Source organism: Pseudovibrio sp. M1P-2-3, from assembly GCF_031501865.1.
In the GTDB taxonomy this organism is placed as follows: domain Bacteria; phylum Pseudomonadota; class Alphaproteobacteria; order Rhizobiales; family Stappiaceae; genus Pseudovibrio; species Pseudovibrio corallicola.
Genome location: NZ_JARRCW010000001.1, coordinates 4,101,069 through 4,122,800, shown reverse-complemented (window position 1 = coordinate 4,122,800; position 21,732 = coordinate 4,101,069). Strand labels below are relative to the sequence as shown.

Below are 21,732 nucleotides of genomic sequence, written 5' to 3'. Positions count from 1 at the left end.
AATAATAAAGGCTCCCTAGAGGGCGATGAGTTTGCGAGCAGCTTGCCTTTTAAAACGTCATTTACATCTCCTTTAAGTTGCCAACTTGTTTGTTTAACTTCAGCTTGAAGTGTAAGGTGCGCCACAAAAAATAGGTGGGGCCAGTAAATGCCGTTGACTTGCCATTTGTTTTGCTTATATTCGCCTTCCGAATTGTATGGCGGGGGAGAACTCCGTCTTTTTGCGCTGTCCGAGGCATAGACACCACGCTTTATTCCGACGGGAACCTAAGGTGGGACATCTCTTGAAGATGTTTGGTCCGGAAAGTTTGCGGGAAACCGTGACGCCGAAGGGCGCGCCTTAAATATAAGGACGTGAACAATGTTCGCAGTCATTAAGACAGGCGGTAAACAATACCGTGTTGCTGCTGACGATCTCTTGAAGATCGAAAAAGTTTCCGCTGAAGCTGGCGAAACAGTTACTTTTGATGAAGTTCTTCTGGTAGGTTCTGATTCTGATACAACAATCGGTGCTCCAACTGTTGAAGGTGCTTCTGTTGTTGCTGAGGTTGTTGAACAGGGCCGTGATCGTAAGATCATCATCTTCAAAAAGCGCCGTCGCCAGAACAGCCGCCGCCGCAATGGTCATCGTCAGTCCTTCACAACAGTGAAGATCACAGACATCTTGACCGGTGGTGCAAAGCCTGCTGCTAAAAAAGCTGCTCCTAAAAAGGAAGCTGCTCCAAAGGCAGAAGGTTCTGACGACCTGAAGAAATTGAACGGCCTTGGCCCTGCAATTGAGAAAAAGTTGAATGCTTCGGGCATCTCAACATACGCTCAGATCGCAGCTTTGAGTGCTGAAGACATCGCCCGCGTTGAAGAAGAGCAAGGCATCAAAGGCCGCTTCGAACGCGATAACTGGGTTGAACAGGCTAAGGAACTGGTGAAGTAATTCACCCACGTTTCTAAACCTTAGAGATTAAACGAGGAGTACTTCGTTATGGCTCATAAAAAAGCTGGCGGTTCATCCCGCAACGGTCGCGATTCAGCTGGTCGTCGTCTAGGCATTAAAAAGTTCGGTGGCGAGCTCGTCATTCCGGGCAACATTATTGCGCGTCAACGCGGCACAACTTGGCACCCAGGTGCCAACGTTGGCATGGGTAAAGACCATACTATCTTTGCAACTGTAGAAGGCAATGTGTCCTTTGAACAGAAACGTGGTGGCCGAACATATATTAATGTGATGCCTCTAGCGGAAGCAGCAGAGTAAAGCCGACACACAAGATTTCAAATCGTCGGCGTCTCATTGACCCGGCGGGATGAAGATCCGGCACAAGATCAAAAAGATCAGGAAAAGGGAAGATGGGACGCCATCCTCCCTTTTTTTTATTGCCCACGTGAGGGGCAGCTACGCCGGAGAATGAACAATGGTTATAGAGTATGAAGGACCATTAGAAGAAAGAAGTTACAGCGCGGCAGGAACGCCGCAGGACACGGCGCGACTGGTGATTGACCAAGTGCGCCAAGATGATCTTGCGGATATTATGTTTCTGGCAAATAACCGCAATGTTTCCAAAATGCTGGCAACCATGCCCCACCCGTTTACACTTGAAGACGCCAAAGCGCTCGTGAAACGTAGTGAGAACGCTGGCCACCAGCAGGCACTCTTTGCAATCCGTATGAAGAATACTGGACGGATTGTAGGGTGTATTGGTTATAACCCACAATCTGAAGACGATGGATCGGTTCATCTGGGCTACTGGATCGGCGAACCATTCTGGGGGCAGGGCTACGCCACAGAAGCTGCGCAAGCCGTCGTTGATTTTGCCTTTGAACAAGGTACCATTTATGAACTGGTTGCTGCTTGCCGGGTGACAAACCCTGCAAGTCGCCGGGTTTTGGAAAACTCTGGTTTCCAGTTTAGAGAACTAACGGTTCTGCGCCCAACCGGTTCAAACAGCTTGGTCAATGTCGATCGCTTCTCCCTCGTTAAAAGTACTTGGACAGCGTTAAAGCGCTGGGGTAAAGCAAGCTAAAAGGTTCTTAGTTGAGATTCGGGGTCGCTCGCGGGCGACCCTTTGGAAGAATGCATCATTCACGCAAGGAGACAGATGCATGATACCGGCAATAAATACAAAGCGACTGCGCCTGCGTTCCTATCAAATGTCCGATCTGGAGCGCCACTGGCAGATTGGCGCCAGTGATTTTGAGGTTGTACGCTGGCTGACGGGGACCTCTTGGCCTCCAGTCCAGTCTGAATTGGTCGAGACCTTCAATAAAGTCCTGATGTCTCCTGATGGGGAGAGTTGTGTCCCTATGCAATTGAGTTGAAGGGATTGCTGATAGGAGGGGTGGAATTACAATCGCCTGGGGATCTGGAGCAGTATCCAGAACACTATACGCTGGGGTACTGGCTTGGGCGAGAGTTTGCTGGCTATGGCTATGCCTATGAGGCAACATCAGCGGTTCTAAACCGGGCATTTACGGATATGAACAGCCCAGCTGTAGCAGCACGGGTTTTCAAGAGTAATACAGCTTCATTCAGACTTTTGACGCGTCTTGGCTATAAGAAGACCGGAGAATGCTTGCGATTCAGTAAGAGTTTGAATGAAGATGTAGAAAATTATGTCGGTTTGATTACGAAAGAGCGCTTTTTTGCTGCTCAGTACGAACAAAATAAAGGAAAAGTCCGACAAGACCCTAATAATCCACCCCCTGTGAATACCGACTTGGAACTGTCAGAGGAATAACGGAAGACTGTCGCAGCCCTATTTTTAAAAGAAGAGTATTTTCTATGAATTTTCCAGCTTTGACGACTGAAAGGCTTGTCCTTCGGGAATGGAAGGAGGCGGATATGGATCGCCTTCTCGAACTGCTGAATAATAAAAATATCTCTCGTATGCTTTCTACAGTGCCCCATCCGTTTTTACGGCAAGATGCTGAAACGTATCTCAAAAGATTTATGCCAGCTGATTTGGACAGGCTCACCGGTTGGGCCATCCTTTGGGAAGGCTCGGTTATTGGTGGTTGTGCTCTTGTTGTAATTGGAGAGCGACCAGAAATTGTGTTCTGGTTGGGTCAGGCTTATTGGCGGCGCGGCTTTATGAGCGAAGCTCTAACGGCAGTCATTGCCTATGCTTTCGAGCAACGTGGTTTGCAGGAGCTTGTTGCGGAAGTCTACACCGATAATCCTGCTTCCATTCACCTGCTGTTGAAATTCGGTTTTTCAATGACAGGAGAAGGGGCTGATAAAAGTGCTGGCCGCGATGGACATTCCTATCCTTTTTATGTGTTCAGCCTGCATGCAGAGGAGTTTATCGACTGTGCTCCTCCGCCTAAGAAGGTGAGTTTCAATGATTTTTCCCGAGTTGCGTACTCAGCGGCTGCATCTGAGGCGGCCAGTTGAGGCTGACTTACCGCGTATTCGCCGCTGTTTTGATGATTTTGAAGTAGCCAAAATGACAGCAAGTTTTATTGCCCCTCTGGATGAGGAGGGCGCACGCAAATTGCTGGAGCGTTTTACTAAAGTTGATCTTGAGCAGGATATCATTTGGGCCCTAGATGATGGCACGGGTTTTGTCGGGTCTCTAGGTGTCCATGGTCTGCATGGGATTCCATCTATGGGCTACTGTTTGGGGCAGGACTATTGGGGGCGTGGTTATATGAGTGAAGCGGTGGAAGCAGTGCTCGCTCATGTGTTCACATTGCCCCATCTGAAGAAAATTTATGCTGATACTTTTGTAGAGAACCCTGCCTCTAGTACTGTTTTGCGTAAAGCTGGATTTATTCAGTACGCAACTACGAAGCGTCGTTGCCGAGCGCGGAGCGAGAAAGACGTGCCGACTTTACGTTTTAAGCTTTCTCGCCAAGATTTTATAGTGTGCCAGACTAACCCGAGTAGATTACAAAGTGCCGATGAACTTTCCTGAGCTAAAAACCAAACGTCTTGTTTTACGCGAAAACCGATTGAGCGATGCGGAAAACATGGTGAAGTATTTGAACAATTTTGAGGTGTCGCGCTGGTTGGCTGTGGTGCCATATCCATACACGGAAAAGGATGCTCAGGAGCGGATTAAATCTGTTCTGGCTAATAACTACGCTGATACATGTGCATGGGCGATTGATGACGGAACTGGTCTGGTCGGTACCATTGGGTTTCGCAGTGCTTCTGGCAAAGTCGTCTTCGGTTACTTCCTAGGCCAACCCTTTTGGGGAAAAGGCTATATGAGTGAAGCTGTTCAAGCTGTGATGGTATACCTTTTTGAAACCAAGAATATTTCCGCTGTATACGCAGGAGCCTTTGTCGAGAATGAAGGTTCGCAAAGAGTGCTCGCAAAAGCAGGCTTTACTCGCTCTGGCCGTGGTTTCCAAAACTGCCGTGCTCGAGACGGTAAGGAATTTCCTGAGAACCGTTACATGTTGACGCGAGAGGCATTCGTGCAATGTCAAGAGCTCCGCGAAGTTGCTTGACTGGGGTATGATGGCTGAAATGTTTCCTGATTTACAGACAAAACGCTTAAAGCTCCGTGAGATGGTGCGCGAGGATATACCGGCGCTCTGTCAGCATTTGAATAACTATGAAGTCTCCAAGATGCTGTCGGTTGTTCCGTACCCCTACAGCAAAATGGATGCTGAATCTTGGCTGGCCCATGATCAGCACTGTGATTTATCCGATGAGATTAATTGGGTCATTGATAACGGAGCTGGACAGATAGGGTCTGTTGGCCTGCGACTGATCAAAACCCAGCCAACGATTGGCTACTGGCTTGCCGAACCCTATTGGGGCAAGGGGTACATGAGCGAAGTTGTCAGGGCTGTCCTCAATTACGCATTTGATGAATTGGCGTTGGAACAGATCCATGTAAGCGCATTCAATGAAAATTCGGCTTCGCTGAAGTTATTGAGAAAGCAAGGTTTTCGATCTGTTGGTTCAGAAATGACAAGATGCGCTGCGCGTGGGGATGAAGACATTCCCCACATACTGCTAGAGTTGCCTCGCCACGACTATTTCGAGGAAAACCTTGACAGGCTCACCAACTAGCCGTTTATAGGCACCCAAATTGAGCAAAGGGCGCTGACCAATTGCGGTGAGCGCCTTTTGTATAAGCTCTGCTTTGAATTCTGCACTTCGATTTTCGGGAAAATCGTGGAAATGCCCAAGGGACTCTGATCCCTCTGCTTTGGCATTTTGTAGGTGAGGGGGTTTGGGCAAGCTTGGCTCTTAAAATGATAACAGGCGGGCAAGCGCCGTTAAGAATAACTAATAATAAGACGATTACATGATTCCTGAAATTAAGACTGAACGCCTTCATCTACGGGCATTTCGTGATGAAGATCTGGATGCTATTTGCAAAAATCTGAATGCACCTGAAATCAACAAGATGCTGCTACCTATTCCGTATCCGTATACTCAGGCGGATGGGCATTCATGGTTGGAGTTCTGCCGCACTGCTGATCATGCTGAACATATCAACTGGGCTATTGATGATGGCTCGGGGTTGATTGGCATCATTGGTGGCAATGATTTGAAAGGTGAAACCGGCTTTGGTTATTGGCTGGCCGAAACCCACTGGGGCAAAGGGCTGATGAGTGAAGCTGTGAAAGCTGTTCTGGACTTCATTTTCGAAAACTACCCGATTGAGACATTGAAAACGGGTGTTTTTGAAGAGAATTCCGGTTCTCAGCGTATCCTGCATAAGTTGGGGTTTGAAGAGGCTGGCAAGGAAATGAAAACCTGTGCTGGCTGGGAAGATGAGCCCGCGCCCTACCTGTTTATGGAACTTGCGCGAGAAAGCTATTTTGCGCGAAGACTTGACAGAATTGCCGCCTGACCTTTTAAAGGCAGCAATCAACAGTTTCGGGGAACCTATCCCCGAAATGAAAACTTGAGGTCTTTGGCCTTATCCTGCACGTGGTGCTGCTCCGCCAAGGCGTTTTGCTAGGATCAACAAAGACGTTTTACGATCTTAAAGAGACACAAAATGAAATTCCTCGATCAAGCAAAAATTTTTGTTCAATCTGGAAATGGTGGTGCGGGCTGTGTGAGTTTCCGCCGGGAAAAATATGTTTCCGAAGGTGGACCAGATGGCGGCGACGGCGGTAACGGCGGTGATGTGTGGGTGGAATGCGTTGATGGGCTGAACACGCTCATCGACTATCGTTACGCACAGCACTTCAAAGCTAAAGTCGGCATTCATGGCATGGGCCGAAACCGCACAGGTGCGCGCGGCGATGACATGGTGCTGCGCGTTCCCAAGGGAACCCAGATTCTGGAAGAAGATAATGAAACCGTGCTCGCGGACCTGACAGAGATTGGTCAGCGCATATTGCTGCTCAAGGGTGGCAACGGTGGATTTGGCAACGCACACTTCAAGTCTTCCACCAATCAGGCGCCGCGGAATGCAAACCCGGGACAAGAAGGCGAAGAAAAATGGATCTGGCTTCGTTTGAAGCTGATTGCTGATGCTGGCCTTGTGGGAATGCCAAATGCCGGTAAGTCCACGTTCTTGGCAGCGGTTTCTGCAGCTCGCCCGAAAATAGCAGATTATCCTTTCACCACTTTACATCCGAACCTTGGAGTGTGCGAGCTGGATGGACGTGGTTTTGTGCTTGCCGATATCCCCGGCCTTATTCGCGGTGCCCATGAGGGGACAGGGCTGGGCGACCGGTTTCTGGGTCACGTAGAGCGTACCCGTGTTCTTCTGCATTTGGTGGATGGCTCTTCCGAGCAAGATCCGGGAGAAGCCTATAAGATTATCCGCGAAGAGCTGGAAGCCTACGGACATGGTCTTGGAGAAAAGCCGGAGGTTATATGCTTGACGAAGGCTGATGCCATCACCGAGGACATTCGCGCGGAAAAACTGGCATCATTAGAGGCAGCATGTGGTCAGAAACCTCTGGTAATTTCGTCCGCTAGTGGTGAAAATATCGATACAACCCAAAGAATGATCATTCGTGCTATTGATCGGGATAAGGAACTTGAGGCAAACTCCGTTCCCACTCAACAAATAGAGGAATGGCGTCCTTAAAACATGCGCAGGCTCACGGACTTTAAACGGATTACCGTCAAAATCGGCTCGGCTTTACTTGTCGAAGACGGGCATTTGAAGCGGGATTGGCTGGAAGCTTTGGCTGATGACCTCTTGGCATTGATCCAACAGGGGATCGAGGTTCTGGTTGTCTCCTCCGGTTCTATTGCTTTGGGCCGTGGTGTGTTGAGCTTGCCTGAAGGCCCCTTGAAGCTGGAGCAGGCGCAAGCTGCTGCAGCTGTAGGGCAGATTGAGTTGGCGCAGGCTTACGCGGAAATTCTCGGGAAACGGGGTCTGACTGCCGGTCAGATTCTCCTCACACTGGGAGATACGGAAGAGCGTCGACGCTATCTGAATGCCCGTGAGACCATCGCAACGCTGCTCAAAATGAACGCAGTTCCGATCATCAACGAGAATGATAGCGTGACAACCGCGGAAATCCGCTATGGTGATAACGATCGCCTGGGTGCCCGTGTCGCCACAATGGCAAGCTCCGACTGTCTGGTTTTGCTGTCCGATGTTGACGGCCTTTACACAGCTGCCCCCCAGAAAGACCCGAATGCGGTCTTTTTGCCGGAAGTACGCCGGATTACTCGGGAAGTGGAGGCAATGGGCGGATCGTCCGGGACTGCCTACTCTTCCGGTGGTATGAAAACAAAACTTGATGCCGCCAAGATTGCACAAAATGCTGGAACAAGCATGGTGATTGCATCGGGTAAACTCTTGAACCCTTTGAGTTCTATCGATAATGGTGCGCGCTGTACTTGGTTTCCAGCCCACTCTACACCCGCGAATGCCCGCAAGGCGTGGATTAGCGGGAGCTTGAAGCCCAAAGGCGCGCTTTATGTGGATGAAGGCGCTAGAATGGCTTTGCTTAAAGGGCGCAGCCTGCTTCCCACGGGTATTGAACGAATTGAGGGCGAGTTCTCCCGCGGAGATGCAGTTCGTATTCTGGATGGTAAGGGGTATGATCTAGCCTGTGGTCTGGTTGCCTATGACTACACGGAGGCCGTCCTTATTATTGGCCGCAACAGCTGCGAAATAGAGACTATTTTAGGACACGGTGGACGCAGCGAGATGGTTCATCGGGATGATTTGGTTCTGGGAACTGAAACCTAGAAACAGGACTTGCATTTTGAGAAGGGTGTGCCATTGTTGCCGCCCGATTTTTAAACCCAAACAGATTCAAGGGAAATGAAGACAATGACTGGTGAAACAATTGCACAAATGATGAATGCCATGGGTGAAAAGGCCCGTGCCGCAGCGCGTTTGTTGGCAGTTGCTCCCACACCGGCAAAGGACAAAGCTCTTCATGAAATGGCTCGGGCCATTCGCTCTTCCGTTCCTGAGATTCTGGCGGCAAACGCTCTGGATATCGCGGCCATGCGGGCCAATGGTCAAACCGCGGCCTATCTTGATCGTGGAACGCTCAATGAAGAACGCCTTGAGGGGATTGCTTTGGCGCTTGAGGATATTGCCAAGCTTCAAGACCCCGTGGGTTCTACAATTGCCAGCTGGGACCGGCCAAACGGCCTGAAGATCTCGCGTGTTCGCACACCGCTTGGCGTTATTGGGGTGATTTATGAAAGCCGCCCAAATGTCACTGCTGATGCAGGGGCCTTGTGCCTTAAAGCTGGTAATCCTGTTATCCTTCGCGGTGGTTCTGATACCATTGAATCCAACCGCGCTATTCACCGTGCCTTGCAGGCCGGCCTTGAAGCTGCTGGCCTTCCTATTGATGCAATTCAGATTGTACCTGTGAAGGATAGGGCGGCTGTTGGCGAAATGCTCAAAGGGCTGAATGGCAATGTGGATGTAATAGTTCCACGTGGCGGCAAAAGCCTTGTTGCTCGTGTGCAGGAAGAGGCGCGGGTTCCTGTGTTCGCACACCTTGAAGGCTTGGTACATATCTACGTTGATAAATCAGCCGATTTAAACAAAGCCGTTGATATTGTTGAAAATGCTAAAATGCGCCGTACCGGAGTATGCGGAGCTTTGGAAACACTTCTCGTGCATGAGGATATTGCCGCAACCCATTTGCTCCCTATGATTGACGCCGTACAGGCAAGGGGCTGTGAAGTGCGCGGGGACGATGAAGTTATCGCCTTGTGCGAGAATGTACGACCGGCGAGTGAAGAAGACTGGTCCACTGAGTATCTTGATGCAATTTTATCTGTAAGAATTGTTTCATCCGCCGAAGATGCAATTGAGCATATTGCCCGTTACAGCTCAAATCATACGGATTGTATCATCGCGGAAGACCCCCGGGTTGTTAATGAGTTTTTTGCCCGTGTAGATTCTGCTATAGTGTTGAACAACGCTTCCACCCAGTTTGCTGATGGTGGTGAGTTTGGCATGGGAGCGGAAATCGGTATCGCTACGGGTAGAATGCATGCCCGTGGGCCGGTTGGTGTAGAGCAACTCACCAGTTTTAAATATGTTGTGCGAGGCCAAGGCCAGACACGCCCGTAAATCGCAAAGGTTTTGGATATTTTCGAAACCGCATAAAAACGGACCTATGCCCGACTATCTAAGACTGCCTCATGCAGAAGCTGGAAATACCATTGGTGTTTTTGGAGGGTCTTTCAACCCTCCACACCCTGGGCACCTGATGGTTGCGCGCACTGCATTGCAGCGGGTTGGGCTAGATCAGGTCTGGTGGATGGTGTCTCCCGGCAATCCATTGAAAGATCATAGCGAACTGCTTAGTTTGGATGAACGTGTGGCGCGTGTGCGCCAGTTGGCGTCGCATCCGAAAATGCGTGTGTGTGCCTATGAAAAAACTCTTGGAAGCGCATTCACCGCTCATACGGTTGCAGAATTGAAGAGGCGGCGTCCCCATTTGAAGTTCCTATGGATTATGGGGGGGGACAATCTGGCGGAGTTTCACAGGTGGCGCCAATGGCGAGAGATCCTTGAAAATTTGCCGGTGATTGTTGTTAATCGTCCGGGGGCCACGTTGTCGCCCCTTTTTGCCCCCATGAGCATAACTTATTCAGGCGCGCGTGTGCCTGAACAGAACGCTCGAAGAATAAAAAATGAAGAAGCACCCGCTTGGACCTTTCTTCATGGCCCATTGGATGATACATCCTCTAGCTCTTTGAGGGAGCGCAGTGACTGAGACGATACAGTTCACGCATGTACTCTTACAAACCGTCTTGAAATTTTGGCTTTGAAGTGTGATCTTAAGAGAGGGATCAGCTTATTTCTGAGTTGAAAGACACCCGACGCGGCTTAGACCGCACTTAACTTTAACCATGGCGAAAGGCTACACAGCTGACCATGACAGTAGAACAGGAAGGGCAGGTGACATCAGCCCTTCAGCAGCAGGCCCCTCAGGATGAGGATAGCGTGCTTCAATTGATCCTGAACTGCCTTGATGAATCCAAGGCCGAGGATATCGTTTCACTAGACCTGACAGGTAAGTCCGCACTTGCCGACTACATGGTGGTTGCATCTGGCCGCTCACAAAGACATGTGGGCGCGTTGACAGATTACCTCCTGCGCGACCTGAAAAAGGCTGGCTATGGGAATGCCCGTGTTGAGGGTCTGCCCCATTGTGACTGGGTTCTTGTTGATATTGGCGATGCCATTGTCCATATTTTCCGCCCTGAAGTTCGCAGCTTCTATAACGTGGAGAAAATGTGGTCCATGGAGAGCGATGAGCCAACCCAGTTTATTGGCTAGGCTGAGTAAAGCACCTGTGTGCAGCTGAAGGCGTTCGGCTGCTTATTGGGCTTATGCCAGTCCAGCCTGTCGGCGGGATTATGGGCATTTTGGTTTTGTAGTCCCAGAGGCGATATGAGGATCACGATTGCTTGCGTCGGAAAAATGAAAGCCGGCGCAGAGAGAGATATTTGTGAACGCTATTTGGAGCGCGCGCGCAAGGCTGGCCGCTCTTTAGGTGTTAAGGCTGTTTCGGTCGTCGAGCTTTCTGAGAGCCGTGCAGCGCGCACTCAGGATCGCAAGGCCGAAGAGGCTGCCGCCCTTCTCAAGGCTATTCCTGCCGGAGCAACTGTGGTTGTTCTGGATGAACATGGTAAGTCGATGGGCAGTGAGGCTTTTGCTCAAAAGATTAGTTCATCACTAGATCAGGGAATTGGTGACTTTTGCCTCGTGATTGGCGGTGCTGATGGCCATGGAAGAGATATTCTGGAAAAAGCTCAGATCAAACTGGCGTTGGGAGCTATGACGTGGCCTCATCAACTGGTTCGAATTTTGCTTGCAGAGCAGGTTTATAGGGCAATTACAATTCTTTCCGGGCATCCATATCATCGTGTATAATGCCTTGGATGCACCGGAAAATTGTCAAAATCCCGCATATTTCGCGTGCAAGCCACAAAGAGCGAAGTATGGTTGACACTTCCTTAAGAGTGCGAGGGCACTATCGCTTCTAATTGATTGTTAGATTACAGGAATACAACTCTTTGCTGTGCTGTTCTCCCAAGGCTCTACGAAGTCTGATTGTTGCGTTATCTGTGAGTTGTGCGCTGGTGCCGGGTGCCGGTGCGGCGGAGTCACGGGACCTGAAGCTTGAGGATGTACAGCAACAAAAGCAAGCCCATGAAAAAGAACTGACAGAGCTGACGCACAATATTTCCATTTCAGAGGAACGTAAGGCCGAGATTGAGCGTACGATCAGGGCGATTGACCGGGACAGGGAAGCGTTAAACAGCGAGCTTATTCAGACTGGGCAGCGGACGCAGCAGCTGGAAGACAAGATGGCGGCCACAGAAGCACGGTTGCTACGCCATCGGACCAATGAGAATAATGTCCGTAAATCTCTGCATGAACGCCGTGGAACCCTTACGGAAGTTCTGGTGGCGCTGCAGAGGATCGGGCACAGCCCGCCTCCGGCTCTGGCCGTTCGGCCCAAGGATGCTCTGGGTGCAGTGCGTACGGCTATTTTGCTCAACGCGGTTGTACCGGAAGTGAAATTTGAGGCTGAGGCTCTGGCCAGCGATTTGGCTCGGCTGCAGCAATTGCGTAAAGACATTGAAACAGAGCGTAAGCGCATTCGCCGAGGGGCTGTTGAGCTGGAAGAAGAGCGCGAGAAACTGGAAATTCTGTTGGCTGAAAAGCAGCGGCAAAAGGCGGAAACCAATACTCTTTTGGCAGAAGAAAAGAAACGCGCAGCCGAATTGGCAAAAAAAGCAACCTCTTTGAAAGAACTACTTGTTACTCTTGAAAGCCAGATCGGCAGTGCCAAAAAGGCCGCCGAGGCTGCAAGATTGGCAGAACTGGAGCGGGAGAAGAAGCGGAAGAGTGGAGATCCGTTTGCTGATCCGGGACGTTTGCAACCGCAAATTTCGTTCAGTGATGCTAAAGGGATGTTACCTCTGCCGGTTTCGGGTACGTTATTGCAAGACTTCGGGATTGCAGACGGCTTTGGAAACCGTACAAATGGGCAGACCTATATGGCCAGAGCTAATGCGCAAATTACGTCTCCAACTGATGGCTGGGTGGCATTTGCGGGGGAATTCCGGTCCTATGGCCAGCTCATAATTGTAAATGCTGGCAATGGGTACCATGTGGTTCTAGCGGGAATGGACCAAATTAGTGTAGAACTTGGTCAGTTTGTTTTAGCTGGTGAGCCGATTGCCAAGATGGGGGATAAGCGCTTTGCAAGTGCTGCGAACCTTAATTTAAGTTCGGAATTACCAGTTTTGTATGTAGAGTTTAGGAAAGACGGTACCGCAGTTGATCCCCGATCATGGTGGGCAACGTCAAATATTGAGAAGGTTCGCGGATGATTCGGAAAGCATCGCTCTTAGTGGTTGGCGTAGCAATGGGTGCTGCGGCAATGGTTACCTACCAACAGGTTCCCTTTAAATTTTCCGACGCTGCGTATGCTGCGTCATCTGATACGTATAATCAGCTCAACCTGTTCGGTGATGTGTTCGAGCGTGTACGCTCCGACTATGTTGAAGAGCCAGAGGATGCGGATCTTGTTGAAGCGGCTATCAATGGCATGCTGACCAATCTGGATCCACATTCCAGCTACCTGTCTCCCAAGAACTTCCGCGATATGCAGGTACAAACCCGCGGTGAGTTTGGCGGGCTTGGCATTGAAGTGACCATGGAAGACGGCCTTGTGAAGGTTGTGGCACCGATTGATGATACGCCGGCGTTTAAGGCCGGTGTGCAGGCTGGAGACCTGATTACCCACCTCAATGGCGAGGCGGTAATGGGCCTGACGCTCAATGAGGCAGTGGAGAAAATGCGTGGCCCGGTCAATACGGATATCGAAATCAAGGTTCGCAGACAAAATATTGACGAGCCGGTTGATATTACCATTACCCGTGATGTGATCCGAATCCGTTCTGTTCGCTGGAATAAAGAAGAGGACGTGGGATACCTGCGTATCACCCAGTTCAATGAACAGACCATGCAGGGACTGGAAAAGGGCATTAAGGAACTTACCGAGGAAATCGGTCCCGACAAAATTAATGGCTTCATTCTAGACCTTCGCAACAATCCCGGAGGACTTCTGGATCAGGCAATTGCAGTTTCGGATTCCTTCCTGAACCGGGGTGAAATTGTTTCAACACGTGGTCGAAATGCGGATGAGACTCAGCGTTTCAATGCGCGTAAGGGTGATCTGACAAATGGTCTGCCAGTTATCATTCTGGTGAATGGTGGCTCTGCTTCAGCCTCTGAAATTGTGGCTGGGGCCTTGCAAGATCATCGCCGCGCAACCATTCTGGGAACCCGCTCCTTCGGTAAGGGGTCTGTGCAGACAATTATCCCGCTTGGTGCTAATGGTGCCATTCGCTTGACAACAGCGCGTTATTACACCCCATCGGGTAACTCTATTCAGGCAAAAGGGATCACTCCTGACATTGTGACCCTGCAAGAACTCCCTGAAGAGTTGAAAGGGCGTGTGGAGACTAAAGGCGAAGCTGGTCTTCGTGGTCACCTGCAAGCTGAAGAAGGGGATGAAGGTTCTGGTAGTCAGGCCTATATCCCGCAGGAAAAAGAAAAAGATACTCAGCTGAATATGGCTTTGGATCTGCTGCGCGGGAATAAAACCAATACAGCCTTTCCGCCAGTGACTGACCAAGCTGCGGTTAATGCCAACTAATTAAACTGGAAAACGAATTGTTAAGGCACCTCTTTGTAAAAAGGAGGTGCCTTTTTTATTTAACCATTTTAAATGGGACCGAACCTATGCGTGGAGAAGATCTAACGAGACCGCTTGGTCAGGAGAAAACACGGCGGTGGCCTTCCTCCTTTCTTTTAGTCCCAATCATTTCATGTATCTTGCTTGCAGGCGTGGTGGGAAATCGTTTCTACCCTCTGGAGAAACTGCTCTTTCAAAATGAAGGTCCCTTAAACGAGAAGGACCCGAGCGCGGCTTCTAAGCCAGGTCTAGGGCCAAGAGACAGTGCGTCTCTACAAAGGCAGCTCGGAACGGGTACAGGCGTGTATGAGCCTATTTCCAACCTTATAGAGATGAGTGAACATGGTCCAATACCGAAAATCTCTTCGGATGGTGTACGTGCGCTCGATGCCTACGCCCGTAGGCCGGAGGGGATAACTCTAACAGGACCAAGAATAGCGCTGATTGTGAGTGGTCTTGGTCTCAGCTCTGAAATGAGTGCGCGGGCACTTCGCGCGTTGCCTCAGGACGTCTCTTTGGGATTATCTACACTGGCGGTGAATGGGTCCAGCTGGATGAAGCAGGCCAGAGTGAAAGGGCATGAAGTCCTTCTACAGTTGCCCAAGGGAACATCCGCAGGTGATGGCCGGAGAGCTTTCAATGTTTCCAGTTCTGTTGCTGAAAGACAGGAATTTCTGACTTGGACCTTGTCCAGAACATCCAACTATATCGGGCTTATTAACTCTTCTGGTGAAGATACCTTCGTTGATGATGAAGTGATGAAACCGGTTTTGACGGAGCTTCAAAAGCGGGGGCTTATGTTTATGGATGATGGAAGCTCTGCGTCCACATCAAGTCGCCTTATAGCGCAAGAAACCCAAACGGCGTTTGTGGGGGCAAATCTGGTTCTGGATCAGGAACTAAAAATAGAAGCAATCAAAAGCCAGCTACAGGAACTAGAGAAAATATCCCGAACGGAAGGTCTCGCCATAGGAAGTGCTTCGGCCTATCCGCTTACATTGCAGGTGCTTGAAAACTGGGTTAAAACCCTGAGCGAACGAGGAATTACCCTCATCCCAGTCTCCGCCGCCATTAATGGTTGAAGTCGAGGTTTCCATGACAACAATTGACAGTCGCTCCTATCGCCCCTGTGTCGGGATTATGCTTATCAATCGGGAAGGATTGGTGTGGACCGGTAAGCGCTTTGGAGACAAGACACCCGTACCCGATGAGTTTGCATGGCAAATGCCACAGGGGGGATTGGATGAAGGGGAGGACCCTTTTGAAGCCGCCAAGCGAGAACTCTATGAGGAAACGTCTGTCCGTTCCGTCTCCTTGCTTGCTGAGGCCTCAGAATGGTTCAACTACGAGTTCCCACCGGAAGTCCAGTTTAATTCAAAGCGCGGAAAAAAGTTCAAAGGTCAAACCCAGAAATGGTTTGCCTTGCGTTTTGAAGGGGAAGATAATGAGATTAATATTCTAACGCCCCCCGATGGACATCTTCAGGAATTTTCTGAGTGGAGATGGGAGAGGGCGCAGAATCTCCCCGCTTTGATCGTTCCATTTAAGAAAAGAGTTTACGAACAAGTGCTAGAGGCTTTTTCTCCTTTTACCTCATAGAGACGGCGAGGCTATTTAGCCTCACTTTCCTGTCTCCTCACTGTTTTGGCCTTTGTGCCATTCTGCTTTCACATCCTCGCTTTGTTCTTGCGGGATCTGAGAGGCTTTGACCTTTGCAAAGTGGCTGGCTTCCGTGAGTTGGGCAAAGGCCCATACGGCTGCGCCTCTGACGACTTCGTCATCGTCTTCCAGTAGGTTTGTGATCTGGGGAAGCAAACTGGCATCTTCGGAATTGCCTGCTGCAACCAATACATTTCGAATAAACCGGTTTCTACCCACCCGTTTCACAGGGGAGCCGGAAAAAAACTTTCGGAAGGACGGGTCGTCCAGCTGTAGCAACTGGGAAAGGGGAGGTTCCTTTAAGTCTTCGCGGGCTACCAGTTTGGCTTCGCTGGCAAGTTGGGCAAACTTATTCCAAGGGCATGCCGCCAGACAGTCATCGCAGCCATAGATACGATTTCCCATTGGCTTGCGGAACTCATCGGGAATGGGGCCATGATGTTCAATGGTTAGATATGAAATGCACCGGCCACCATCAATCTGATAGGGTGCGGGAAAGGCATCTGTAGGGCAGGCGCTCAGGCAACGGGTACAGTTGCCGCAGTGGTCCACCTCTGGCTCATCAAGCGGCAAATCCAGTGTTGTGAAAATGGAGCCAATAAAAAACCACGAGCCGAGTTTTCGGGAAACCAGATTTGTATGCTTTCCTTGCCACCCCAAACCGGCGCTATAGGCAATGGGCTTTTCCATGACAGGGGCAGTGTCGATGAATACTTTGATGTCTGCGCCTTTTGAAGCAAGCAGACTACCCAGCTCCTTCAGACGTCCCTTGATAATGTCGTGGTAATCGCGATTACGGGCATAAACGGAGATTGCAGCCTTGTCTTTCTTGTCTTGCAAGGCCATAGGGTCTTCATCGGGGCCATAGTTCATGGCAAGGGTAATGATTGATCGTGCTTCGGGCCATAGATTACGAGGGTCTGAGCGCCGTTCATAGGTCTCCGGCATCCACTCCATAGAGGCGTGATAGCCAGCGTCGATATAGGTCCTCAGGCGGGCAGCAGCCTGCGGTATAGCATCTGCCGTGGTTATACGAACATCATCGAAGCCCAGCTTACGGGCACGTGTTATCAGATCGTCTTTCAGGCGTTTGGCCTGCTTTTCGGTCAGGACGACATCGGGACGGGGTTTTAGAAATCCAGATCCGCGTAGGTCGCCGACGGGGGCATTCCCAACATCTTTTCCAAGAGAAGCGGTCGAAAGCTTGGGCGAGACTTCACCCGAGCGTACCAGCTTTTCACGTTCTCTTCCTCTGCCCATGGCACTTCACCTAAATAATCCGCGCAGGATAACATTGCAGCGGCGGCAAGATCTGCAAAACTCATGTTCTCGCCCGCTAACCATTTTCTCGTTGCAGCTAAATAGCCGATATACCGTAAATGGTTAACCATATTATTGCGTGCAACGCGTAATGCATCCGAATTGGGCTGCCCTCCGCCTTGGCTGTTTGGCATCTCCTGCTTATAGATTTTCTCGCGAACAAGGTGACCAATTACTTCCTGCTCGAACTTGATTAAAAACCAGTTCACAAGACGACGAACCTCGGCGCGGGTGAGAGGGTGATCTGGCAGAAGTCTCTTATCAGATATGGCATAGCCCCGCGTCTCATCCAGATATTCCATAATTACATTGGCACCACAAACCGGGTTATCGTCATTTTCTTCAATGACGGGGATGGTGCCGGCCGGATTCTTCATAAGAAAGCCTTGCCGCCGGGCCCATGGGGCTTCGGTTTTGCATTCGAACGGAACATTGTACTCAGCCAGTGCAAGCCTGATAAAGCGAGAGGCTGGGGAAAAGGGGTGGTGGTAAAGTGTGAGCATACTTGTGATAAAGCCGATCTTGTAACCAAACGGTTGTGCTTTAGTTATATTTTCCTGCTAATTTATCAATTCTAAATAAAAATAGCGAAAAAGACGGGGACAACTTCGCTAAGCACCCGTTGCTGGAGAAAATATTTATGAATACGGAAAGCATTGTGGGGGCTCTAATTCTTGGCCTTGTTGAAGGGCTAACTGAATTTCTTCCGGTTTCATCAACGGGACACCTGCTACTTCTTGGCCATTTTATTGGATTTATGAGTGAGGGACGGACCTTCGAGGTATTGATCCAACTTGGAGCGATCCTAGCCATTTTGACAGTTTATTTCCATCGGCTTGTTTATATTGCCAAAAGCTTGCCACACGATCCAAAATCCCGCCACCTGACAATAGGTATTTTGCTCGCTTTTTTACCAGCGGCTGTAATTGGAGTATTCGCGCACAGTTTTATTAAGGAAGTTTTGTTTGAAACGCCGGTTCTGGTGTGTGTCACTCTCATTTTCGGCGGTATTATTATGCTCTTGGTAGATCGCATGCCACTCAAGGTGAAATACACGGATATCGAAGAATATCCGTGGTGGCTCTGCGTTAAAATTGGGTTTTGCCAGTGTGTTGCCATGATTCCGGGAGTGTCACGCAGTGGTGCAACAATTGTCGGATCACTTTTAATGGGAACTGATAAGCGTTCGGCGGCCGAATTCTCGTTCTTTCTGGCAATGCCGACGATGGCCGGTGCTTTTGCCTATGACCTTTACAAGAATAAGGATGTTATCTCTCTGGATGGCGTTGTCCTCATTCTCATCGGCTTTGTTGCATCCTTCGTCACAGGTTACTTTGTTGTAAAAACTTTCCTGAATTTCGTCAGTAAGCACGGATTTGCGCTTTTTGGGTGGTGGCGCATTTTAGTTGGCGGTGCCGGCCTGCTTGGCCTGATGATTCTGGGTTAGGGCAAGCACATGCACCAAACTGGTGAGACATGTTGAGGTCTACAAAAAAAGGCGAGGATCTATAAATTCTCGCCTTCGTTCCTTTTATTCTGCCCTGTCTAGGGAGCTGATATTTTACTTCTGTACCTGCGGCAGATGTGCGTCGTACTGCCCTTTAGGGCGGAACTTATCCATATATGTTGGCAAAATAGCATCCAGATTGCGCGGCTCAAGATCAAATGCCTTCAAGGTGCGCGAAGAATCCAGAGCTTCCTTACTCACAATATTATCGGTCTTGAGAAGCTCCAGCTGATCAATAGTCAGCATTGGATTTGGCAGCATCTGAAGAATACGCGCCTGCATGCGCGCAATGCCAAACGGCAATGACATCAAGACACGTTTACGGCGGGTAACTTCCAGGACTTTCTCCAGACACTCTTTAAAACTGAGCACCTGAGGGCCGCCCAATTCATAAATACAGCCTGTCGCAACAGTTCCTTCCAGAGATTGAAGGACAGCCTCTGCAACATCACCTACAAACACAGGCTGGAACTTGGTTTTTCCTCCGCCTATGAGGGGAAGGGTAGGCATGATGCAGGCCATGCTCCCAAAACGGTTGAAGAAGTCATCTTCCGGCCCGAAGATGATGGAGGGGCGTAAAATAACCGCATGGGGAAGTGCTTTTAAAACGGCTGCCTCTCCTGCGGCTTTGGTGCGCGCATAGGAAGAGGAGCTGTCTGGATTCGCACCTATTGCAGACATATGAACAAACTGTTTGATACCATGTTCGGAAGCAACTTGCGCGATAAGCTCTGCGCCTTGTGCCTGCACCGCATCGAAGGTTTGTTTGCCGGCCTCATGTAAAATGCCAACCAGATTAATGACTGCGTCGGCGCCAGAGATGGCACGCTCTACGGAGTCTTTATAGCGTAAATTGGCCTGAATGGGCATAATTTGCCCAACACCGCCCAAGGGCTGTAGATGCTCCGCCAGGTCTGGTCGGCGCACGGCTGCACGAACACGGTAGCCTTTAGTCGCCAGAGCTCGGATTACATGGCGACCGACAAATCCAGATCCGCCAAAGACTGTAACTAGCTTTCCATTGAGTGCTGTCGCCATGACGTCTCTTCCTCACTGCAATTTACATAAACACAAAAATATTAATATAGCTTGGGTGCTAATATCCGGTTGAATTGGTTCTGTGAAGTGTGATTGTGGATTAAAATAGGGAGAATGTGCAAGCGCAATTGACAGAATGCCGTTACCCCATTATATCCGCCTCCACAGACACGGAGCAGCTTACCAAACTGCTCACTCGTGGAAGTGCCCAGGTGGCGGAATTGGTAGACGCGCTAGCTTCAGGTGCTAGTGCTCGCAAGGGCGTGGAGGTTCGAGTCCTCTCCTGGGCACCATCTTTTCTTGATATCATTATGTTTTTCCTGATTTATCAATGAATTAGGGTAAAAACTAGGGAACAAAGTAGGGAACATTTTCCAACTTTTACCCCTCTGACCTCGCCTTGTCTGGGCTTCTCCCAAAGTGCTATTCTACCGCTATTGAGATAGATCCTCTCTACACCACACTCAAAAATTGCTTACCAAGAAGTTGTGGTTTATACTTACCTATCAGAGTTGGGGAGGGCATTTTAAGAGCTGTAAGACATGCGCGTAAAGCCCACACACTTGGAAAAACGGGGTGGAGTTTGGCAGTTTCTCCGCCGGGTTCCCACCCAATTTGCCGAGGTTGATCCGAGGCGGCGCGTTCGGGTTACCACCAAAGTGCGGGTGGTTGACGATCCTTTAGGGGTCAAAGCCATGTTGGTTGCCGCGCAGCTGAATAAGGAACTGGAAACCTATTGGTCCAGCCAGCTCGCGCAGTACCAACCTATCCTGGCAACTGAAGACCCTGCGCAAGGAGCCTATGAAGCAGCTGTTGCCCAGTGCAAGAGATTTGGCTTTGCCCCGCTTAGTCTGAATCACCTGTCTTTGGGACCAGTGGAAGAAATCGTCAAACGCGTGGAAGCCCTCATCGACCAACGGGAGAAAGCCCAACATCTGGCGCCTGCCTTGCTGGGGGTGACGACCCAAAAGCCACCGCTGCTTCTGTCTCAGCTTTATAAGACCTATATCGAGCTGGAGCCTGATAAGCTTACCGGAAAGTCTCCTGAGCAAATCCGCCTGTTTCAAGGCTCGCACCTACGCGCTCAAAATGCGTTTCTCAAGTTGGTGGGAGATATGGATCTGCGAGACATCACCCGTGAGCATACTTTGGAGTTTCGCGAACATTGGTTGCAGCAGATCGCCGCCACCGGGAAAAAGAAGGCGACTGCCCATCGTCAGTTTTCTGATCTTGCAGCCATGCATCGGGCGGTAAACAAAAGACGGCAACTGCAGATGGAGGATGTATTTGCCGATCTGGCATTGGGCAAGGATGATACCAATGTCAGGCGTCCTTGGGTGGTAGAAGATATTTTGAAAAACTTACTGGCCTCAGAGGCACTGCGGGGGCTGCCCCACCCCCTGCGGGCGCTGGTCTATATTATGATCGAGACAGGGCTGCGCCCCTCTGAGATTTGTGGGTTAACCGGAAACAATATTCACCTTGACTGTGAGATCCCGTTTGTCTCCATCAAACCGGAACTGCGCCATTTGAAAACCGATCCATCATCACGGGAGATACCTCTGGTGGGGGTAGCTTTGGAAGCGATCAAATTGTTTCCAAAGGGTCTGGAGCGCTACTATGATAAAAACAACACGGCGACCACTCAAATTAATCGGTACCTGCGGACCCGGAACTTATGTCCCGATGGTGTTTCATTATATGGTTTGCGCCATTCCTTTAAGGATCGCTTGCGGGCGCAAAAGGTGGATGAGGAAATGTGTCGCTGGCTTATGGGGCATGCGACTAACGGATCTCTTTACGGTGAGGGACCGCCCTTGTCACTTAAGCGTGAGGCACTTGAACGTATTTCCTTTCCGGTACCCGAGGGGTTTCAGCGTTGTTTATCTCTATAGTCCGGGAGCAATAAAGGGTGCGTACTTTGTCTGCGCCGTTGTTGCAAGAAGGCGGCCGCCTCTTGTTTGGTGTCCTCCCGCATGTCTAGTTCAGCTTTGACCTTTTTGAATAAAGGGGCGTAAGCATCGCTGTCATGGACCACCAGCCATGCAAGTACCTCCGCTACCTTCTGCAATCGCTCAC

Annotated in this window: 25 protein-coding genes and 1 tRNA gene; 23 read left to right on the top strand and 3 right to left on the bottom strand. The window is 50.1% G+C overall.

The window, feature by feature from the left end:
• Positions 1 to 360: 360 nt before the first annotated feature.
• From rplU to P6574_RS17990, 20 genes are all read left to right on the top strand, one after another.
• Entirely contained in the window at positions 361 to 930 is a 570-nt protein-coding gene (gene rplU, locus P6574_RS18085; RefSeq protein ID WP_310621633.1) for a 50S ribosomal protein L21, read from the top strand.
• Positions 931 to 978: 48 nt separating this feature from the next.
• Complete coding sequence (gene rpmA / locus P6574_RS18080; protein ID WP_310621632.1) at positions 979 to 1,248, top strand: 50S ribosomal protein L27; 270 nt, start codon at positions 979 to 981, stop codon at positions 1,246 to 1,248.
• A 157-nt stretch (positions 1,249 to 1,405) separates the two neighbouring features.
• Positions 1,406 to 2,014 (top strand): GNAT family N-acetyltransferase, encoded by a 609-nt coding sequence (locus P6574_RS18075; RefSeq protein ID WP_310621631.1) that lies wholly within the window; start codon positions 1,406 to 1,408, stop codon positions 2,012 to 2,014.
• A 79-nt stretch (positions 2,015 to 2,093) separates the two neighbouring features.
• The gene (locus P6574_RS18070; protein WP_310621630.1) at positions 2,094 to 2,309 is read left to right on the top strand and encodes a GNAT family N-acetyltransferase; all 216 of its coding nucleotides are present in this window, start codon (positions 2,094 to 2,096) and stop codon (positions 2,307 to 2,309) included.
• Positions 2,310 to 2,329: 20 nt separating this feature from the next.
• Complete coding sequence (locus P6574_RS18065) at positions 2,330 to 2,728, top strand: GNAT family N-acetyltransferase (protein WP_310621629.1); 399 nt, start codon at positions 2,330 to 2,332, stop codon at positions 2,726 to 2,728.
• Between the two features lie 44 nt (positions 2,729 to 2,772).
• Positions 2,773 to 3,384, top strand: coding sequence for a GNAT family N-acetyltransferase (locus P6574_RS18060; RefSeq protein ID WP_310621628.1), 612 nt, complete (start codon positions 2,773 to 2,775; stop codon positions 3,382 to 3,384).
• Positions 3,332 to 3,907 carry a GNAT family N-acetyltransferase gene (locus P6574_RS18055; RefSeq protein WP_310621627.1) on the top strand — a complete coding sequence of 192 codons (576 nt, stop codon included), beginning with the start codon at positions 3,332 to 3,334 and terminating at the stop codon, positions 3,905 to 3,907. The genes P6574_RS18060 and P6574_RS18055 overlap by 53 nt, the downstream gene beginning before the upstream one ends.
• A complete protein-coding gene (locus tag P6574_RS18050) occupies positions 3,894 to 4,448 on the top strand; it encodes a GNAT family N-acetyltransferase (RefSeq protein ID WP_310621626.1) in 555 nt (184 codons plus the stop codon). Before P6574_RS18055 ends, P6574_RS18050 begins: the two co-directional genes overlap by 14 nt.
• Positions 4,441 to 5,019, top strand: coding sequence for a GNAT family N-acetyltransferase (locus P6574_RS18045; RefSeq protein WP_310621625.1), 579 nt, complete (start codon positions 4,441 to 4,443; stop codon positions 5,017 to 5,019). The genes P6574_RS18050 and P6574_RS18045 overlap by 8 nt, the downstream gene beginning before the upstream one ends.
• Positions 5,020 to 5,257: 238 nt before the next feature.
• On the top strand, positions 5,258 to 5,809 hold the full coding sequence (locus P6574_RS18040; RefSeq protein WP_310621624.1) for a GNAT family N-acetyltransferase: 552 nt from the start codon (positions 5,258 to 5,260) through the stop codon (positions 5,807 to 5,809).
• A 150-nt stretch (positions 5,810 to 5,959) separates the two neighbouring features.
• Positions 5,960 to 7,006 (top strand): GTPase ObgE, encoded by a 1,047-nt coding sequence (obgE, locus tag P6574_RS18035; RefSeq protein WP_310621623.1) that lies wholly within the window; start codon positions 5,960 to 5,962, stop codon positions 7,004 to 7,006.
• Between the two features lie 3 nt (positions 7,007 to 7,009).
• A complete protein-coding gene (proB, locus tag P6574_RS18030) occupies positions 7,010 to 8,125 on the top strand; it encodes a glutamate 5-kinase (protein ID WP_310621622.1) in 1,116 nt (371 codons plus the stop codon).
• Positions 8,126 to 8,200: 75 nt separating this feature from the next.
• The gene (locus P6574_RS18025) at positions 8,201 to 9,478 is read left to right on the top strand and encodes a glutamate-5-semialdehyde dehydrogenase (protein ID WP_405048113.1); all 1,278 of its coding nucleotides are present in this window, start codon (positions 8,201 to 8,203) and stop codon (positions 9,476 to 9,478) included.
• A gap of 46 nt (positions 9,479 to 9,524) precedes the next feature.
• On the top strand, positions 9,525 to 10,127 hold the full coding sequence (locus tag P6574_RS18020; protein WP_310621620.1) for a nicotinate-nucleotide adenylyltransferase: 603 nt from the start codon (positions 9,525 to 9,527) through the stop codon (positions 10,125 to 10,127).
• 161 nt (positions 10,128 to 10,288) lie between these two features.
• A complete protein-coding gene (gene rsfS / locus P6574_RS18015; protein WP_310621619.1) occupies positions 10,289 to 10,693 on the top strand; it encodes a ribosome silencing factor in 405 nt (134 codons plus the stop codon).
• A gap of 114 nt (positions 10,694 to 10,807) precedes the next feature.
• Positions 10,808 to 11,290, top strand: coding sequence for a 23S rRNA (pseudouridine(1915)-N(3))-methyltransferase RlmH (gene rlmH, locus P6574_RS18010; RefSeq protein ID WP_310621618.1), 483 nt, complete (start codon positions 10,808 to 10,810; stop codon positions 11,288 to 11,290).
• 143 nt (positions 11,291 to 11,433) lie between these two features.
• On the top strand, positions 11,434 to 12,759 hold the full coding sequence (locus P6574_RS18005; RefSeq protein WP_310621617.1) for a murein hydrolase activator EnvC family protein: 1,326 nt from the start codon (positions 11,434 to 11,436) through the stop codon (positions 12,757 to 12,759).
• Positions 12,756 to 14,090 carry a S41 family peptidase gene (locus P6574_RS18000; RefSeq protein ID WP_310621616.1) on the top strand — a complete coding sequence of 445 codons (1,335 nt, stop codon included), beginning with the start codon at positions 12,756 to 12,758 and terminating at the stop codon, positions 14,088 to 14,090. The genes P6574_RS18005 and P6574_RS18000 overlap by 4 nt, the downstream gene beginning before the upstream one ends.
• An 86-nt stretch (positions 14,091 to 14,176) precedes the next feature.
• Positions 14,177 to 15,211, top strand: a complete 1,035-nt coding sequence (locus P6574_RS17995; RefSeq protein ID WP_310621615.1) for a divergent polysaccharide deacetylase family protein — start codon at positions 14,177 to 14,179, stop codon at positions 15,209 to 15,211.
• Entirely contained in the window at positions 15,204 to 15,728 is a 525-nt protein-coding gene (locus P6574_RS17990) for an RNA pyrophosphohydrolase (RefSeq protein WP_310621614.1), read from the top strand. Before P6574_RS17995 ends, P6574_RS17990 begins: the two co-directional genes overlap by 8 nt.
• A 21-nt stretch (positions 15,729 to 15,749) precedes the next feature.
• Here P6574_RS17990 and queG read toward each other — a convergent pair whose 3' ends face one another.
• Both queG and P6574_RS17980 read right to left on the bottom strand, forming a co-directional pair.
• Entirely contained in the window at positions 15,750 to 16,898 is a 1,149-nt protein-coding gene (gene queG, locus P6574_RS17985) for a tRNA epoxyqueuosine(34) reductase QueG (RefSeq protein WP_310622188.1), read from the bottom strand.
• Positions 16,899 to 16,918: 20 nt separating this feature from the next.
• A complete protein-coding gene (locus P6574_RS17980) occupies positions 16,919 to 17,611 on the bottom strand; it encodes a glutathione S-transferase family protein (RefSeq protein ID WP_310621613.1) in 693 nt (230 codons plus the stop codon).
• 137 nt (positions 17,612 to 17,748) lie between these two features.
• Here P6574_RS17980 and P6574_RS17975 point away from each other — a divergent pair, with 137 nt between their 5' ends.
• Entirely contained in the window at positions 17,749 to 18,555 is an 807-nt protein-coding gene (locus P6574_RS17975) for an undecaprenyl-diphosphate phosphatase (RefSeq protein ID WP_310621612.1), read from the top strand.
• 114 nt (positions 18,556 to 18,669) lie between these two features.
• Here the strand turns inward: P6574_RS17975 and P6574_RS17970 are convergent, their stop codons facing one another.
• The gene (locus P6574_RS17970; protein WP_310621611.1) at positions 18,670 to 19,653 is read right to left on the bottom strand and encodes a complex I NDUFA9 subunit family protein; all 984 of its coding nucleotides are present in this window, start codon (positions 19,651 to 19,653) and stop codon (positions 18,670 to 18,672) included.
• 206 nt (positions 19,654 to 19,859) lie between these two features.
• On the opposite strand from P6574_RS17970, the gene P6574_RS17965 reads away from it, so the two are divergent.
• Positions 19,860 to 19,946, top strand: a tRNA-Leu gene (locus tag P6574_RS17965).
• 249 nt (positions 19,947 to 20,195) lie between these two features.
• Positions 20,196 to 21,548: a tyrosine-type recombinase/integrase gene (locus tag P6574_RS17960; RefSeq protein WP_310621610.1), complete on the top strand. Its 1,353-nt coding sequence runs from the start codon at positions 20,196 to 20,198 to the stop codon at positions 21,546 to 21,548.
• The last annotated feature ends 184 nt before the right edge of the window (positions 21,549 to 21,732 follow it).

Coding starts and splice junctions, on each gene's coding strand:
- P6574_RS17970 (WP_310621611.1), bottom strand. CDS start 19,653: ATGGCGACAGCACTCAATGGAAAGCTAGTTACAGTCTTTGGCGGATCT.
- rsfS (WP_310621619.1), top strand. CDS start 10,289: ATGACAGTAGAACAGGAAGGGCAGGTGACATCAGCCCTTCAGCAGCAG.
- P6574_RS18000 (WP_310621616.1), top strand. CDS start 12,756: ATGATTCGGAAAGCATCGCTCTTAGTGGTTGGCGTAGCAATGGGTGCT.
- P6574_RS17980 (WP_310621613.1), bottom strand. CDS start 17,611: ATGCTCACACTTTACCACCACCCCTTTTCCCCAGCCTCTCGCTTTATC.
- P6574_RS17975 (WP_310621612.1), top strand. CDS start 17,749: ATGAATACGGAAAGCATTGTGGGGGCTCTAATTCTTGGCCTTGTTGAA.
- P6574_RS17960 (WP_310621610.1), top strand. CDS start 20,196: ATGCGCGTAAAGCCCACACACTTGGAAAAACGGGGTGGAGTTTGGCAG.
- obgE (WP_310621623.1), top strand. CDS start 5,960: ATGAAATTCCTCGATCAAGCAAAAATTTTTGTTCAATCTGGAAATGGT.
- P6574_RS18040 (WP_310621624.1), top strand. CDS start 5,258: ATGATTCCTGAAATTAAGACTGAACGCCTTCATCTACGGGCATTTCGT.
- rplU (WP_310621633.1), top strand. CDS start 361: ATGTTCGCAGTCATTAAGACAGGCGGTAAACAATACCGTGTTGCTGCT.
- P6574_RS18055 (WP_310621627.1), top strand. CDS start 3,332: ATGATTTTTCCCGAGTTGCGTACTCAGCGGCTGCATCTGAGGCGGCCA.
- rpmA (WP_310621632.1), top strand. CDS start 979: ATGGCTCATAAAAAAGCTGGCGGTTCATCCCGCAACGGTCGCGATTCA.
- P6574_RS17995 (WP_310621615.1), top strand. CDS start 14,177: ATGCGTGGAGAAGATCTAACGAGACCGCTTGGTCAGGAGAAAACACGG.
- P6574_RS18020 (WP_310621620.1), top strand. CDS start 9,525: ATGCCCGACTATCTAAGACTGCCTCATGCAGAAGCTGGAAATACCATT.
- P6574_RS18075 (WP_310621631.1), top strand. CDS start 1,406: ATGGTTATAGAGTATGAAGGACCATTAGAAGAAAGAAGTTACAGCGCG.
- proB (WP_310621622.1), top strand. CDS start 7,010: ATGCGCAGGCTCACGGACTTTAAACGGATTACCGTCAAAATCGGCTCG.
- P6574_RS18050 (WP_310621626.1), top strand. CDS start 3,894: ATGAACTTTCCTGAGCTAAAAACCAAACGTCTTGTTTTACGCGAAAAC.
- P6574_RS18070 (WP_310621630.1), top strand. CDS start 2,094: ATGATACCGGCAATAAATACAAAGCGACTGCGCCTGCGTTCCTATCAA.
- rlmH (WP_310621618.1), top strand. CDS start 10,808: ATGAGGATCACGATTGCTTGCGTCGGAAAAATGAAAGCCGGCGCAGAG.
- P6574_RS17990 (WP_310621614.1), top strand. CDS start 15,204: ATGGTTGAAGTCGAGGTTTCCATGACAACAATTGACAGTCGCTCCTAT.
- P6574_RS18025 (WP_405048113.1), top strand. CDS start 8,201: ATGAAGACAATGACTGGTGAAACAATTGCACAAATGATGAATGCCATG.
- P6574_RS18060 (WP_310621628.1), top strand. CDS start 2,773: ATGAATTTTCCAGCTTTGACGACTGAAAGGCTTGTCCTTCGGGAATGG.